This is a genomic window from Achromobacter sp. 18P8.1.1 (assembly GCF_057799415.1).
Genome location: NZ_JBYOKH010000002.1, coordinates 55,366 through 69,248 on the forward strand (window position 1 = coordinate 55,366; position 13,883 = coordinate 69,248).

Below are 13,883 nucleotides of genomic sequence, written 5' to 3' on the forward strand. Positions count from 1 at the left end.
AGGCGGCCATCATGGCTTATCAATACGATTTCGGCGCGGTGTTCGACTACACGCCGGTGCTGGTGAAGGGCATCGGCGTCACGGTCGAGCTGATCGCGTTTGGCGCGGTGGCCGGCGTGGCGCTGGGCATCGCGTGCGCCTGGGTCCGCACGCAAGGCCCGGCGTGGCTGCGCGCGCCGGTGGCGGCGTATGTGGAGGTAATCCGCAACACGCCGTTCCTGATCCAGCTGTTCTTCGTGTTCTTCGGCCTGCCGTCGCTGGGCGTGCAACTGGGCGAAATGCAGGCCGCCTGCCTGGCGATGGCGCTGAACCTGGGCGCCTACAGCGCCGAGATCATCCGCGCCGGCATCGACGCCACGCCCAAGGGCCAGTACGAGGCCGGCGCCAGCCTGGCGATGACGCGCTTCCAGGTGTTCCGGCACGTGGTGCTGAAACCGGCGCTCAAGCGCATCTGGCCCGCGCTGTCGTCGCAGATCGTGATCGTGATGCTGGGGTCGGCGGTGTGTTCGCAGATCGCCGCCGAAGACCTGACGTTTGCCGCCAACTTCATCCAGTCGCGCAACTTCCGCGCGTTCGAGGTGTATCTGGTGACCACGGGCATCTACCTGGCGTTGGCGATCCTGCTGCGCCAGTTGCTGCGCCTGGCCGGCCGGCGCCTGTTCCGCAAGGCGGCAAGATGATTGAATTCTCAACCTGGGACATCGTCCGCAACCTGCTCTTGGCCGCGCGCTGGACCGTGGTGCTGTCGCTGGTGGCGTTCGCCGGCGGCGCGCTGATGGGCGTGCTGGCGCTGATGATGCGGACGTCCCGCGTGACCGTGATGCGGCGCGCCAGCTGGGCCTATATCGAACTGTTCCAGGGCACGCCACTCTTGATGCAGCTGTTCCTGGCGTTCTTCGGCTTGTCGCTGCTGGGCGTGGAAGTGCCGCCCTGGCTGGCCGCCGGCGCGGCGCTGACGTTGTGGTCGGGCGCTTTCCTGGCCGAGATCTGGCGCGGCTGCGTGGAAGCCATTCCCAAGGGGCAATGGGAAGCGTCGGCCAGCCTGGCGCTGGGTTATGTGCAGCAGATGCGTTATGTAGTGCTGCCGCAGGCGTTGCGCATCGCGATCGCGCCCACCGTGGGCTTTGCGGTGCAGATCGTCAAGAGCACCGCGCTGACGTCCATCATCGGATTCACGGAGCTGTCCAAGGCCAGCACCGTCATCACCAACGCCACCTTCAGCCCCTTCACCGTCTACGCCTGCGCCGCGCTGATCTATTTCGCGCTGTGCTGGCCCCTGTCGCGCCTCAGCCTCCGGCTGGAAAGGAAGTTGCATGCCCCTCATCGCCCTTGAAGACGTCCGCAAGAAATTCGGCGACAACGAAGTCCTGAAGGGGGTGACGCTACGCGTCGAACCCGGCGAGGTCATCGCCATCATCGGCAAGAGCGGCTCGGGCAAGAGCACGCTGCTGCGCTGCGTGAATGGGCTGGAGCAAATCGACGGCGGCGCCATCATGGTGGCCGACGCCCAACTGGGCGACGACGAATTGCGGCTGCGCGCGCTGCGGCTGAAGGTGGGCATGATCTTCCAGCAGTTCAACCTGTTCCCGCACCTGACGGTGGGGCGCAACGTGATGCTCTCGCCCATGGTGGCCAAGCGCATGCCGGAAGCGCAGGCGGCCGACCTGGCGCGCGCCATGCTGACCCGCGTGGGCTTGGCGCACAAGTTCGACGCGTGGCCGGAAGAGCTGTCTGGCGGCCAGCAGCAGCGCGTGGCGATCGCCCGCGCGCTGGCCATGCAGCCGCTGGCGCTGCTGTGCGACGAAATCACGTCGGCGCTGGACCCCGAACTGGTCAACGAAGTGCTGGCCGTGGTGCGCGAGCTGGCTGCTGACGGGATGACCCTGCTGATGGTCACACACGAAATGCGCTTTGCGCGCGAAGTGTGCGACCGCGTCGTGTTCATGCATCAGGGCCGCGTGCATGAGATCGGACCGCCCGAAGAATTGTTCTCGGCGCCCGCCACCCCCGAACTGCGGCAATTCCTGGGGATGACGAACCTGGCCGCCTGAATCGCGGGACCGGCACGCACGGCACGCGCGCCTGCGGCCCGCTGCGGTCAGCGCGAGAAGCCGCGCGCCGCGATCTCCCACACATCCTGCACCACGCCGTCGCGCACCACGACCAGCCCGTCGTGCAGGTTGAAGGTGGGATCCACGTGCGAAGGCACCAGGCGCAGCACGTCGCCCAATGCGGGCGGCTGCGCCCCCGGCGCCACGCGCACCACGCCATGCTCGTCGTTGATGGCCGCGTAGGTCAGGCCATCGGCCTTGAACACCGCCGGCGGGCCGCATTCGGCGGTAGTGGATTTCAACCCCGCGTCCAGGATCACGCGATCGGGCGCGGGCACGCTCATCACGGTGGACAACACGAACAGGCTGTTCTGGAAGGTCAACGGGCCGTCCCACTCATTGGCGCCGTAATCGCCATCCATGAAGGCGTAAGAGCCTGCCTGCAGCTCGGTGAAAACGCCGCTTGCCGCGTCGAACTCTGCGCTGCCCGTGCCGCCGCCCGTGATGACGTCGCACGCGATGCCGCTTTCTCGCAGCAACTGCGCATACGACGCGGCGATGCGCGCCGTCTGCCGGCAGACCTGCGACCGCTCTTCGCGCGTGCGAAAGTGCTGCATCGACCCGTGATAGGCCTGCAGCCCCACGAAATTCACACCCGGCAGATCGCGCGCCTGTTGCGCCAGCGCCAGCACCAGCGCGTCGTCCGACACACCGCAGCGGCCTTGGCCCACGTCCACCTCGACCAGCACGTCGATCTCGGCCCCGGCCTGCGCCATCGCCTGGGAAATCTGCGCCAGGTTCTGCGCGTTGTCCACACAGACACTTATTTTGGCGGTGCGCGCCAATTGCGCCAGCATGGCCAGTTTGGCGGGGCCGACGACTTCGTTGCTGATGTGGATGTCGCGGATGCCGGCGGCCACGAAGGGCAGGGCTTCGCTGACTTTCTGGCAACAGATGCCGCGCGCGCCCAGCGCCAGCTGGCGCAACGCGATTTCCGGGCATTTGTGTGCCTTGGCGTGCGGGCGCAAGGCCACGTCGTGGCGGTCGGCCCAGGCCTGCATGGCGCGCAGGTTGGCCTCGAAGGGCGCCAGGTCCAGCGCCAGGCTGGGCGTGTCGACGCGGGCCAGAGGATCGCCCGGTTGCGCGGGTGGAGGCAGCGCTATGCCGCGTATGACTTCCTGGGACATCGGGTGACTCCATCAGCATTCACGAAAACCGCACGCCATAACCAAAGCGGGACCATCCATAACCAAAGGGACTGCTTACCCCCAGGTAAACGATAGCGCCGTAACCATTGGCTACCCGTGCCCTACATGACAGAATTTCATCATAGAAATGGCCCCCAGGGGGAGGCCCGTTTTTGCCTTGGCGTATGCCCGCGGCAGGAACGACCCGACGCAAGACGTCACGTTGATAAACCCGTCACAAAGTCCCGGAGAAGCTCGCATGAAACTCAAGCACTGGATCACCGCCCTGACCGTTGCGGTCGCCGCGGTCGGCACCGTGGGTTCCGCACAGGCCCAGCAGTTCTTCCGCATCGGCACGGGCGGCACCGCCGGCACGTACTACCCGATCGGCGGCATCATCGGCAACGCGGTCTCGCAACCCGGCAAGCTCATCGCCACGGCGGTGGCCTCCAACGGGTCGGTGGCCAACATCAACGGCATCATCGGCGGCTCGTTCGAAGCGGGTTTCACGCAATCCGACGTGGCGTACTGGGCGTATAGCGGCACCGGCACGTTCGAGGGCAAGCCCAAGGCTCAGGACCTGCGCCTGGTCTCCACCCTGTACCCGGAAAGCATCCACCTGGTGACGCGCAAGGGCGCCGGCATCAAGAGCGTGGCCGACCTGAAGGGCAAGCGCGTGTCCATGGACGAGCCGGGTTCCGGCACCCTGGTCGACGTGCGCCTGATCCTGGGTGCCTACGGCATGACCGATAAGGACATCAAGGCCGAATACCTCAAGCCCAACCAGGCGGGCGACAAGCTCAAGGACGGCGGACTGGACGCATTCTTCTTCGTGGGCGGGGCCCCTGCCGGCGCCATCGCCGAACTGGCGTCCACGGGCAACATCGAACTGGTGCCGCTGGTGGGCCCCGAGATCGACGCGCTGCGCGCCAAGCAAGAGTTCTTCACGCCCGACGTCATTACCGCCAATACCTACCAGAACCTGCCGGAAGTGAAGACCATCTCGGTCAACGCGCAGATGGTCACCTCGGCCAAGATCCCTGAACAGACTGTCTACGACGTCACCAAGGCGCTGTACAGCGACGCCACGCGCAAGACGCTGGACGCGGGCCACGCCAAGGGCAAGCTCATCACCCGCGACAACGCCATCAAGGGCGCGGGCATCCCGTTCCACCCGGGCGCCGAGAAGTTCTACAAGGAAATCGGCCTGCTGAAGTAGGCCTGAAGTAGGCCTGAAGTAGGCCCCCCCTAGCGCCTGCGGCGCCTCCCCCAGGGGCGCCGCAGCGGACCGGCAAAGCCGGATCCGCGCGGCCCGGAATGGCGGCGGCGGTGTGAGGCGGCGGACGTGCCGTCAGGCTGCCGGGGGCAGCGCCATTGCATCTACCTGCGGCGTGTTTGCGCCGCGCTTAGTAGGGCCGCCGTGCGCGGCCCTGCTTGCTGAATCATCCAGAGAATCACGGCGATGGAAATAGATCACGAGAAAACCCAGAAGCTGGCGGAGAAATACGACTCCGAGATCCGCTTCCGGCCGCTGGACAAGACGGCGACCTGGATCGTGTCGGGCCTGCTTGTCACGCTGTCGCTCTTTCACTACTACACGGCGGGCTTCGGCCTGTTGCGCGAGGCCACGCACCGCGGCGTGCACCTGGCCTTCGTGCTGAGCCTGATCTTCCTGGTGTTCGGCTTTTCCAAGTCGCACTACCAGCGCGAGCCCAAGTCGACGTGGCTGTCGCCCGGCGGCATTCCGCTGTACGACTGGATCATCGCCATCGCGCTGGCCTTGTCGGTGCTGTACATCCCCTACATTTTCGAAGACCTGGCATTCCGCGTCGGCAACCCGATGCCGATGGACGTCTTCATGGGCTCGATCCTCCTGATCGGCCTGCTGGAAGCGACGCGCCGGGCGATGGGCTGGCCGCTGCCCATCATCGCGCTGGTCTTCATGGCCTACGCCATGTTCGGCCCGTACTTTCCGGGCCTGCTCAAGCATGCGGGCAACACCTGGCCGCAGATCGTCAACCACATGTACCTGACCAGCCAGGGCGTGTACGGCGTGGCGGTGGGGGTCGTGGCGACCTACGTGTTCCACTTCGTGCTGTTCGGCGTGCTGGCCACCCGCATCGGGCTGGGCCAGCTGTTCCTGGACGTGGCCTCCACCGTGGCCGGCCGCTATGCCGGTGGCCCCGCCAAGGTGTCCGTCTTCGGTTCAGCCATGTTCGGCATGTTGTCGGGGTCGTCGGTGGCCAACGCGGTGACCGTGGGGTCGCTGACCATTCCCGCCATGATCCGGGTCGGTTATCCGCGGCACTTCGCGGCCGGCGTGGAAGCGGCCAGCAGCACGGGCGGGCAGATCACGCCCCCCATCATGGGCGCGGCCGCGTTCCTGATGATCGAGTTCCTGGGCATCCCGTACCAGCAGATCGCGATTGCCGGCATCTTCCCGGCCTTCCTGTACTTCTTCGGCATGTTCATGCAGGTGCACTTCGAAGCCAAGCGCGAAGGCCTGCGCGGCCTGACCGCCGAAGAAATGCCCAAGCTCAAGCAATCGTTCAAGATGCGCTGGCCCACCCTGATCCCGCTGATCCTGCTGGTGGGCGTGCTGGCCAGCGGCCGCACGCCTTATCTGGCGGCGTTCGCGGGCATCACGGGCTGCATCCTGGTGGGCCTGTTGAATCCGTATCAGCGCCTGCGCTGGCGCGATCTGTACGAAGCCTTCGAGACCGGCGCCAAGTACGCGCTGGCAGTCGGCGCGGCGGCAGGCGCAGTGGGCATCGTGATCGGGGTGGTGACGTTGACCGGCGTGGGCTTCAAGATCTCGTACATCGTGATCTCGGCATCGCAGGTGCTGGCCGGCGGCGCGGCCATGATCATTCCCGACGCCATGGCCAACATGCAGACACTGACGCTGCTGGCCGCGCTGATCATGACGGGCATCGTCTGCATCCTGATGGGCTGCGGCGTGCCCACCACCGCGAACTACCTGATCATGGTCGCCGTGGCGGCTCCCACGCTGGTGCAGTTGGGCGTGCAGCCGATCGCGGCGCACTTCTTCGTGTTCTATTTCGGCATCCTGGCGGACATCACGCCACCGGTGGCGCTGGCTGCGTATGCGGCGGCGGGCATGGCGGGCAGCGACCCGTTCAAGACCGGGAACACGGCGTTCAGGCTGGGCATCACCAAGCTGATCGTGCCGTTCGTGTTCGTGTTTTCGCCCTCGCTGCTGATCTCGGTACAGGGCTTCACCTGGTATGACTTCTGGGTGACCTTGTTCGGCTGCATGGTGGGCCTGGTGCTGCTGTCGGCGGCGTTCTCGCGCTACATGCTGGTCGGCATGAAGAGCTGGGAACGGTGGCTGTGCACCGTCGGCGCGCTCTTGACCATCATCCCCGGCCTGACGAGCGGCCTGGTCGGCCTGGCCATCTGCATCCCCGTCTTCATCCGCCAGTTGGCGGAACTGAAACTGGAGACCGCGGCCAAGGCGGCCTGACCCGGACGGCGTGGAATTAAAAGGGGCGGACTACGGTCCGCCCCTTTTTTATTTCGTCCAATCCCGGATTTTGGCAGTAAATACCGGCAAAATAGGGGCCTGGATCCACAGGGTGACGACATACAACATTCCGCCTTTTCGCCGGTTGCCCGGCTAAATAAATCAGCGTAAAGTAAAATTCATGTTTGCTGGTCTGCCGATCTGCGGGCCGACTGTGCAAACAGGCACAAAACTGCGCCATATGTTCGATATCCTGGTTTATCTGTTCGAGAATTACTACACGCCGCAAGCCTGTCCTGCGGCCGATGTGCTCGCTAAGCGGCTTGCCGCCGCCGGTTTCGAGCACGAAGACATCGACGACGCGCTCGGCTGGCTGTACGGTTTGGCCGAGACCACGGAACGATGCGTCGACCTCGCTCAGGCTCCCACCTCGGGAACCCGGATCTACACCGACAACGAATACAGCCAGCTCGGCACCGAATCCATCGGCTTCATCGCCTTCCTGGAATCGGCCGGCGTATTGCCGGCGCCGTTGCGCGAAATCGTCATCGACCGGGGCCTGGCTTCGCCGGAAACGCCCGTGCCGCTGTCCAAGATCAAGATCATCGCCCTCATGGTTCTCTGGAGCCAGGAAGCCGAGATCGACAACCTGGTCCTGGAAGAGCTGCTGGACGAAGAAGGCGTGCGGTTGCTGCATTGATGACCCCGCACCCCGGCCCCATGCATTGGGGCCGCTTGCCGTTGCTGTGACCTACGTAGGCCGATTCGCCCCCAGCCCCAGCGGCCCGCTGCATGCGGGCTCGCTTGTGGCTGCCCTGGCCAGTTGGCTGGATGCGCGCGCCCACGGCGGGCGCTGGCTGCTGCGCATGGAAGACGTGGACACGCCCCGCACCGTGGCGGGCGCCGCCGACGCCATCATGGCGCAACTGGACGCGCTGGGCCTGCACTGGGACGGCGACGTCATGTGGCAGTCGCAGCGCAACGCCGCTTACCAATCCGCCTTCGACACGCTGGCCGCGCGCGGCCTGATCTACGGCTGCGGCTGCACCCGGCGCGAAATCGCCGATTCGGCGCTGCGCGGCCAGACCGTGCCCGGCGCCGACGGTGAACGCCCTTATCCCGGCACGTGCAGCGACGGCTTGCCCGAAGGCCGCAAGGCGCGCGCCTGGCGCCTGCGCATCCCGGACGGCGTCGAACACTTCGAAGACCGCTGGCTGGGCCCACAAGCGCAAGACGTGGCGCAGGCGGTGGGCGACTTCGCCCTGCGGCGCGCGGACGGGCTATGGGCCTATCAACTTGCCGTGGTGGTGGACGATGCCGAACAGGGCGTGACGGACGTGGTGCGCGGCGCCGACCTGCTGAGCTCCACGGCGCGCCAACGCGTGCTGGGCCGCTTGTTGGGCCTGCCCCCCGTGCGCTATCTGCATGTGCCGCTGATCCTGGACGCCGCCAGCGGCCTGAAACTGTCCAAGCAGAACGGTGCCCCCGCCATCGACACCCAAGCGCCCCTGGCGGCGCTACAGGGCGCCTGGCGGGCCTTGGGCTTTGCGCCGCTTGCCGCCGACGCCGACCGCGGGCAGTTCCTGCTCGAAGCCACCGCGCACTGGGCGCGGCGCTTCCCCTGACGCGGGGCCCCGTGCCGCTATAGCGGCTGCAGGTCCGCGCCCAACATCCGGACCAGCAGGGCCTCGCCGTTGTCGCCCACACGCAGCTCGCCGTAGCGGGCGACTTCAAAGCGCTTGGCTTCGCCTTCCTGGAAGAACCAGGCATTGGTGACGATGCGCACGCCGCGGTCGCGTACCCGGTAGCGCAGCGGCACTTCGCCGTCCGTATGCGGATGCACGTCGGGCTGGATGCGCAACGGCGTTGCCACGCCGCGCGCGTCGGTCTGAAGCATCACATAGCCGTCGGGCTCGAAGCCGGGCAGGGTCTCGTCTTCAACCGGACGGTCGCCGCCCAGGCGCAAGCGCGTGATGTCGCGGCTGGCGGCGAAGTTCAGCGCCATATAGTCACCCTGCATCAGCGACCGCGGATCCACTGGCGCCAGTTCCAGGATGACGACCTTGCCGGAAGCCAGCAGCTTTTCACGCTCCCAGATGCCGCCGTTGGCCACCACCAGCACCAGCGCCAGACCACCCAGGATCGCCAGCGTGCGCCAGCGCAAGGGCGCCGAGACCGGCGGCAGCGGCGCGCGGCGGTCGGGCGCCTGCGTGCGCATCAGCCGCGGCACCAGCCACACCAGGCCGCGCAACACGAACAGCAGCAACGCGCCGCCGCCCAGCCACAGCGCCTTTTGCAACAAGGGCACATCCAGCTGGTAGTAGTACACGCCCAGATAGGCCAGCAGGCTGATCACGCCGAAGACCACCAGGCGCAGCTGGTTCAGGCCGAAGCCCAACAGCAGCCAGGCCAGCGCGAACCCTACGCCCGGGCTGGGCAGCCAGAAACCGGCCAGGATCAGCAGCGCGATCGGCACGCCCCAGGTGACGCCGGCGGTCAACACATGGCGGCGGGGCCACAGCACCGCCATCGCGGCGGCTGCCGGCAGCAACGCGCCGGCGGTGACGAACAGGGCGCCCTGCGGATTCAACTGCCACATGGCGGGCAGATGCAGGACGGAGATCCCGCCCGCCAGCCACACCATGCCCTGCACCGACAGCAGGAACGCCCAGGCCAGCGGTTGCAACGCATGGTCGCGCTTCGCCCCCCCGCGATGGCCCATGGTCAGGATCACGGCGGTGGCCCAGGCGCCGATCACGGCAATGGGCAGCCACACGACGCTGGACAAGGCGGGATCGAAATCCAGCCACGCCTCCAGCAGGTCGTCGCGCATCAGCTGGGGCGACAGGCCGCGCCAGATCAGGCTGGCTCCGGCCCCGGCGATCAGCACGCCGGACAGGAAACGCAGGATCACATCGGGACCCAGCACGTAGATGGCCGTGGCCATCAGCAGCACGAACACGCAAGCGCTGGTGAACGAAGTGGAATCGGACAAACCGTAGATGATCAGCAACTGCCCGGCGAACGCCATGGCCGTGCCGCATTGCCGCCAGAATGGGCCCGCGTCGCTGCGCAGCACCGCCACGCCGGCGCCGCACAGGATCAGCCCGGCCACCAGCGCGCCTTCTTCGGACGTGACGATGCCCGAGAAGCCCACGAAAACCAGCAACAGCAGGGTGGCCAGCCAGGCGCTCAGGCCCAGCAGGCACTGCACGTACCAGGGCGGTTCGGCGTGCGGGATGGCGGCTGGCGCCAGTTGCGCCACGGGCGCGCCCGAATCGGCCGGCTCCACGGCATTGCCGGCCGATGCCGAGGCCGGCTCGGCGTCGGCCGCGGCAGGGCCTGCGACCTGAGGTTCGGCCGCCAGCTTGCGCAGCCAGCGCGCGGCCAGCACGGCTTCGGCCATCAGCAAGGCCGCCAGGGGCAGCGCGGCCCAGACGCCGGGCTCCAGGCGCAACAGCCATTCGCCCACGAAGCGCAGCGACACGCAGATGACGCCGGCCGCCAGCATGGCCAGGATGATCAGGTCGCGCCGGACCCGCTGATAATAAAAGCCCAGCCCCACCGTCACGGCAAGCCACGCGATGCCGCCGACCCCTTGCTCGCGGCCGAAGACGAAGCCGACGAACATCAGGGACATGACCAGCGCGCTGACGACCAGGGCCGCCAGGATGCGCGGGCCGATCAACGTGCTGGCGCGCCAGCGGTGCGCGGCCAGCTCCCAGCCCAGCAGCAACACGAGGTTCAGCCCCGCCATGACGAGGGTGACGGTATCCGATCCGCCAAACACCGACAGCCACGAGAACATCCGCTCGCCCAGCCAGAGCGCGGCCGCCACGTTCAGCACCAGGATCCATAGCAACCACACGGCCTGGCTGGCCGCGGCCAGTGCCCAGGGCAGCAGCAACACCGCCCACCAGGCGAACAATTCCCAGGTATCGGCGCCAGTCTGGTAAGTTTGGCCTAATAACGCGAGCAGGGCGCCCAACAGGATGCCGGCCAAAGCCAGCAGCGCGCCAGGGATGCTGCGCCGCACGCCAGGGGTGCCCCGAAGGCGCAGCCCGGCCCAGGCGGCGGCCAGTGCGGCAATCGCCAGCAGGCCTTGCGTGCCGGCGAAGCGCTGCACTTTTGTCATGTCTTGCCAATTGGCGGCGACCCAGCAAATCGCGGCGCTGCCCAGCAGCAAAACGCCTAGCCAAAGGGTGCTTCGCGCCAGGAATTGGCGCCAAGCGTGCAGTTCGGATCCCGCTTGTCTTTCAGTGCCGACTTGCATCTGGCGAATCTCCGATCTTATTATCCGCGCTACTAAGGCGGGACTACCGCCACTGGATACACATGAATAAAACGCTGATTATTGCCGAGAAGCCCTCGGTGGCCCTTGATATATCACGCGCCTTGGGAGGCTTTGCGCGCGAGGGCGACTATTTTGAAAGCGAACGTTACGTACTCGCATCCAGCATCGGCCATTTGCTGAGCTTGGTCGCGCCCAACGATCCGGTCAAGGGAAAGTGGAGCTTCACGCACCTGCCCGTGATTCCGCCGGAATTCGAACTGGGCCCCACCGACAAGAAGTCCGCTGAACGCCTGAAGCTGCTGGTCCGCCTGGCCAAGCGCAAGGACGTAGACTCGATCATCAATGCCTGTGACGCGGGACGCGAAGGCGAACTGATCTTCCGCTACATCATTCAGTATGCGGGCGTGAAGAAGCCGATCCAGCGCCTGTGGCTGCAATCCATGACGCAGGCCGCCATCCGCGAGGCCTTCGCCAACCTGCGCGACGACGCCCAGTTAAAGCCGCTGGAAGCGGCGGCCCGCTCGCGCGCCGAAGCCGACTGGCTGGTGGGGATCAACGGCACGCGCGCCATGACCGCCTTCAACAGCAAGGACGGCGGCTTCTTCAAGACGCCGGTCGGCCGGGTGCAGACCCCCACGCTGGCGATCGTGGCCGAACGCGAAGAGCGCATCCGCCGCTTCGTGCCGCGCGACTACTGGGAAGTGCGCGCCACCTTCATCGCCGCCGCCGGCCTGTATGAAGGCCGCTGGATCGACCCCCAATTCAAGAAAGACGACCGCGACCCCGAAAAGCGCGAATCGCGCCTGTGGTCGGCCGCCGCCGCCCAAAGCGTGGTGGCCGCCTGCCGCGACCAGCCGGGCAACGTCACCGAAGAATCCAAGCCGTCGACCCAGATGTCGCCGGCGCTCTACGACCTGACCTCGCTGCAGCGCGAGGCCAACGGCCGTTTCGGCTTTTCGGCCAAGACCACCCTGGCGCTGGCCCAGACCCTGTACGAACGCCACAAGGCGCTGACCTACCCGCGTACCGATTCCCGTTATCTGCCCGAGGACTACATCACCACGGTGCAGGAAACGATGCGCGCGCTGGCCAAGGGCGGTTCGAACGCCGTGGGCGGCCTGGCCCGCCACGCGGACACGGTCGTCACCCAGCAGTGGGTCAAGCCCAACCGCCGCATCTTCGACAATAAGAAGGTGTCGGATCACTTTGCCATCATCCCCACGCTGCAGATCCCGCACGACCTGAGCGAAGCCGAGGCCAAGCTGTACGACCTGGTGCTCAAGCGCTTTTTGGCCGTGTTCTTCCCGGCAGCCGAATACCGCGTCACCACCCGCCTGACCGAAGTGCAGGGGCATCGCTTCCGCACCGACGGCAAGGTGCTGGTCACCCCGGGCTGGCTGGCCGTCTACGGCAAGGAAGCCCAGGGCGAAGACGCCAACCTGGTGCCCGTGGCGGACGGCGAGACCGTGCGCACGGAAGACGTCGAAGCCGTAGGCCTGTCGACCAAGCCGCCGGCCCGCTTCAACGAAGGCACCTTGCTGTCCGCCATGGAAGGCGCCGGCAAGCTGGTCGACGACGAAGAGCTGCGCGAAGCCATGTCCGAGCGCGGCCTGGGCACGCCGGCCACGCGCGCCGCCATCATCGAAGGCCTGCTGAACGAGGTCTACCTGCGTCGCGAAGGCCGCGACCTAGTGCCCACCGCCAAGGCGCGCCAGCTGATGACGCTGCTGTCCGGCCTGGACGTCACCGAACTGACCTCGCCCGAACTCACGGGCGAATGGGAGCACAAGCTCAAGCAGATCGAGCAGGGCGGGCTGGGCCGCGAGGCCTTCATGCGTGAAATCGCGCAGATGACGCAAGTCATCGTCAAGCGCGCCAAGGAATACGAGCGCGACACGGTGCCGGGCGACTACGCCACGCTGCAGACGCCGTGCCCCAAGTGCGGCGCCGTGGTGAAGGAAAACTACCGCCGCTTCGCCTGCACGGCCTGCGATTTCTCGATCGGCAAGCATCCCGGCGGCCGCACGTTCGAACTGCCGGAAGTCGAAGAACTGCTGGCCAAGCGCGAGATCGGTCCGCTGCAAGGCTTCATCAGCAAGATGGGCCGGCCGTTTGCCGCCATCCTGCGCATCAGCGATGAATACAAGCTGGAGTTCGATTTCGGCCAGAACGACGAAGACGACACCGAAGCCGTGGACTTCTCCGGCCACACGCCGGTGGGCCCGTGCCCGAAGTGCCAGTCGCGCGTGTTCGAGCACGGCATGAGCTATGTCTGCGAAAAGTCCGTCGGCCCCGAAAAGAGCTGCGACTTCCGCTCGGGCAAGGTCATCCTGCAGCAAGAGATCTCGGCCCAGCAGATGGGCAAGCTCTTGACCGACGGCCGCACCGACCTGCTCGACGGCTTCGTGTCCAGCCGCACCAACCGCAAGTTCAAGGCGTTCCTGGTGCGCCAGCCGGACGGCAAGGTGGGCTTCGAGTTCGAGCCGCGTCCTGAAAAGCCGGGCCGCGCGCCGGGCAAGACGGCGGCAAAGACGGCCACCAAGACGGCAGCGAAGAAGGCGCCGGCCAAGAAGGCCGCGGTGAAGAAAACCGCCACGAAGACGGCAACGAAAACCGCCGCCAAGAAAGCCGTGAAGAAAGCAGCGCCAAAGAAAGCGGCGTCGTAGGATGGGTGAAGCGCGAGGATGTGCCAACAAGAACACCGGCACATATCGCGCGCAACCCATCCAGCAGCGGTGATGTCTTAACCGCTCCCGCCATAATTGACCAACGCCCGGGCAACCGGGCGTTTTCCATTGTTGGACGGCAGGCGCTGGGGTATTGTTTACGCCAAACAGCTGCAACCCAATCAAATTCCGAGGACG

10 protein-coding genes are annotated in these 13,883 nt (G+C 66.4%); 8 read left to right on the top strand and 2 right to left on the bottom strand.

From position 1 onward, the window contains the following. Positions 1-11: 11 nt before the first annotated feature. The 3 genes from AC27VE_RS02050 to AC27VE_RS02060 are packed head-to-tail and all read left to right on the top strand — an operon-like array spanning position 12 to position 2,051. Entirely contained in the window at positions 12-680 is a 669-nt protein-coding gene (locus tag AC27VE_RS02050) for an amino acid ABC transporter permease (protein WP_088589837.1), read from the top strand. Then, on the top strand, positions 677-1,333 hold the full coding sequence (locus AC27VE_RS02055; protein WP_488702935.1) for an amino acid ABC transporter permease: 657 nt from the start codon (positions 677-679) through the stop codon (positions 1,331-1,333). The genes AC27VE_RS02050 and AC27VE_RS02055 overlap by 4 nt, the downstream gene beginning before the upstream one ends. After that, complete coding sequence (locus AC27VE_RS02060) at positions 1,314-2,051, top strand: amino acid ABC transporter ATP-binding protein (protein WP_183017225.1); 738 nt, start codon at positions 1,314-1,316, stop codon at positions 2,049-2,051. Before AC27VE_RS02055 ends, AC27VE_RS02060 begins: the two co-directional genes overlap by 20 nt. Positions 2,052-2,098: 47 nt before the next feature. On the opposite strand, the gene AC27VE_RS02065 is transcribed toward AC27VE_RS02060, so the two are convergent. Continuing rightward, the gene (locus AC27VE_RS02065) at positions 2,099-3,238 is read right to left on the bottom strand and encodes a DSD1 family PLP-dependent enzyme (RefSeq protein ID WP_488702936.1); all 1,140 of its coding nucleotides are present in this window, start codon (positions 3,236-3,238) and stop codon (positions 2,099-2,101) included. Between the two features lie 259 nt (positions 3,239-3,497). On the opposite strand from AC27VE_RS02065, the gene AC27VE_RS02070 reads away from it, so the two are divergent. The 4 genes from AC27VE_RS02070 to gluQRS all read left to right on the top strand — a co-directional run bounded on the left by AC27VE_RS02070 (position 3,498) and on the right by gluQRS (position 8,350). Further along, entirely contained in the window at positions 3,498-4,457 is a 960-nt protein-coding gene (locus AC27VE_RS02070) for a TAXI family TRAP transporter solute-binding subunit (protein ID WP_427958328.1), read from the top strand. 243 nt (positions 4,458-4,700) lie between these two features. Then, positions 4,701-6,725: a TRAP transporter permease gene (locus AC27VE_RS02075; RefSeq protein ID WP_488702937.1), complete on the top strand. Its 2,025-nt coding sequence runs from the start codon at positions 4,701-4,703 to the stop codon at positions 6,723-6,725. 241 nt (positions 6,726-6,966) lie between these two features. Next, positions 6,967-7,425: a Smg family protein gene (locus tag AC27VE_RS02080; protein ID WP_006227779.1), complete on the top strand. Its 459-nt coding sequence runs from the start codon at positions 6,967-6,969 to the stop codon at positions 7,423-7,425. Positions 7,426-7,471: 46 nt separating this feature from the next. Continuing rightward, a complete protein-coding gene (gene gluQRS, locus AC27VE_RS02085) occupies positions 7,472-8,350 on the top strand; it encodes a tRNA glutamyl-Q(34) synthetase GluQRS (RefSeq protein WP_488702938.1) in 879 nt (292 codons plus the stop codon). A 17-nt stretch (positions 8,351-8,367) separates the two neighbouring features. Here the strand turns inward: gluQRS and AC27VE_RS02090 are convergent, their stop codons facing one another. Next, on the bottom strand, positions 8,368-10,998 hold the full coding sequence (locus AC27VE_RS02090) for a GDYXXLXY domain-containing protein (RefSeq protein ID WP_488702939.1): 2,631 nt from the start codon (positions 10,996-10,998) through the stop codon (positions 8,368-8,370). Positions 10,999-11,060: 62 nt separating this feature from the next. On the opposite strand from AC27VE_RS02090, the gene AC27VE_RS02095 reads away from it, so the two are divergent. Then, on the top strand, positions 11,061-13,685 hold the full coding sequence (locus AC27VE_RS02095; protein ID WP_488702940.1) for a DNA topoisomerase III: 2,625 nt from the start codon (positions 11,061-11,063) through the stop codon (positions 13,683-13,685). The last annotated feature ends 198 nt before the right edge of the window (positions 13,686-13,883 follow it).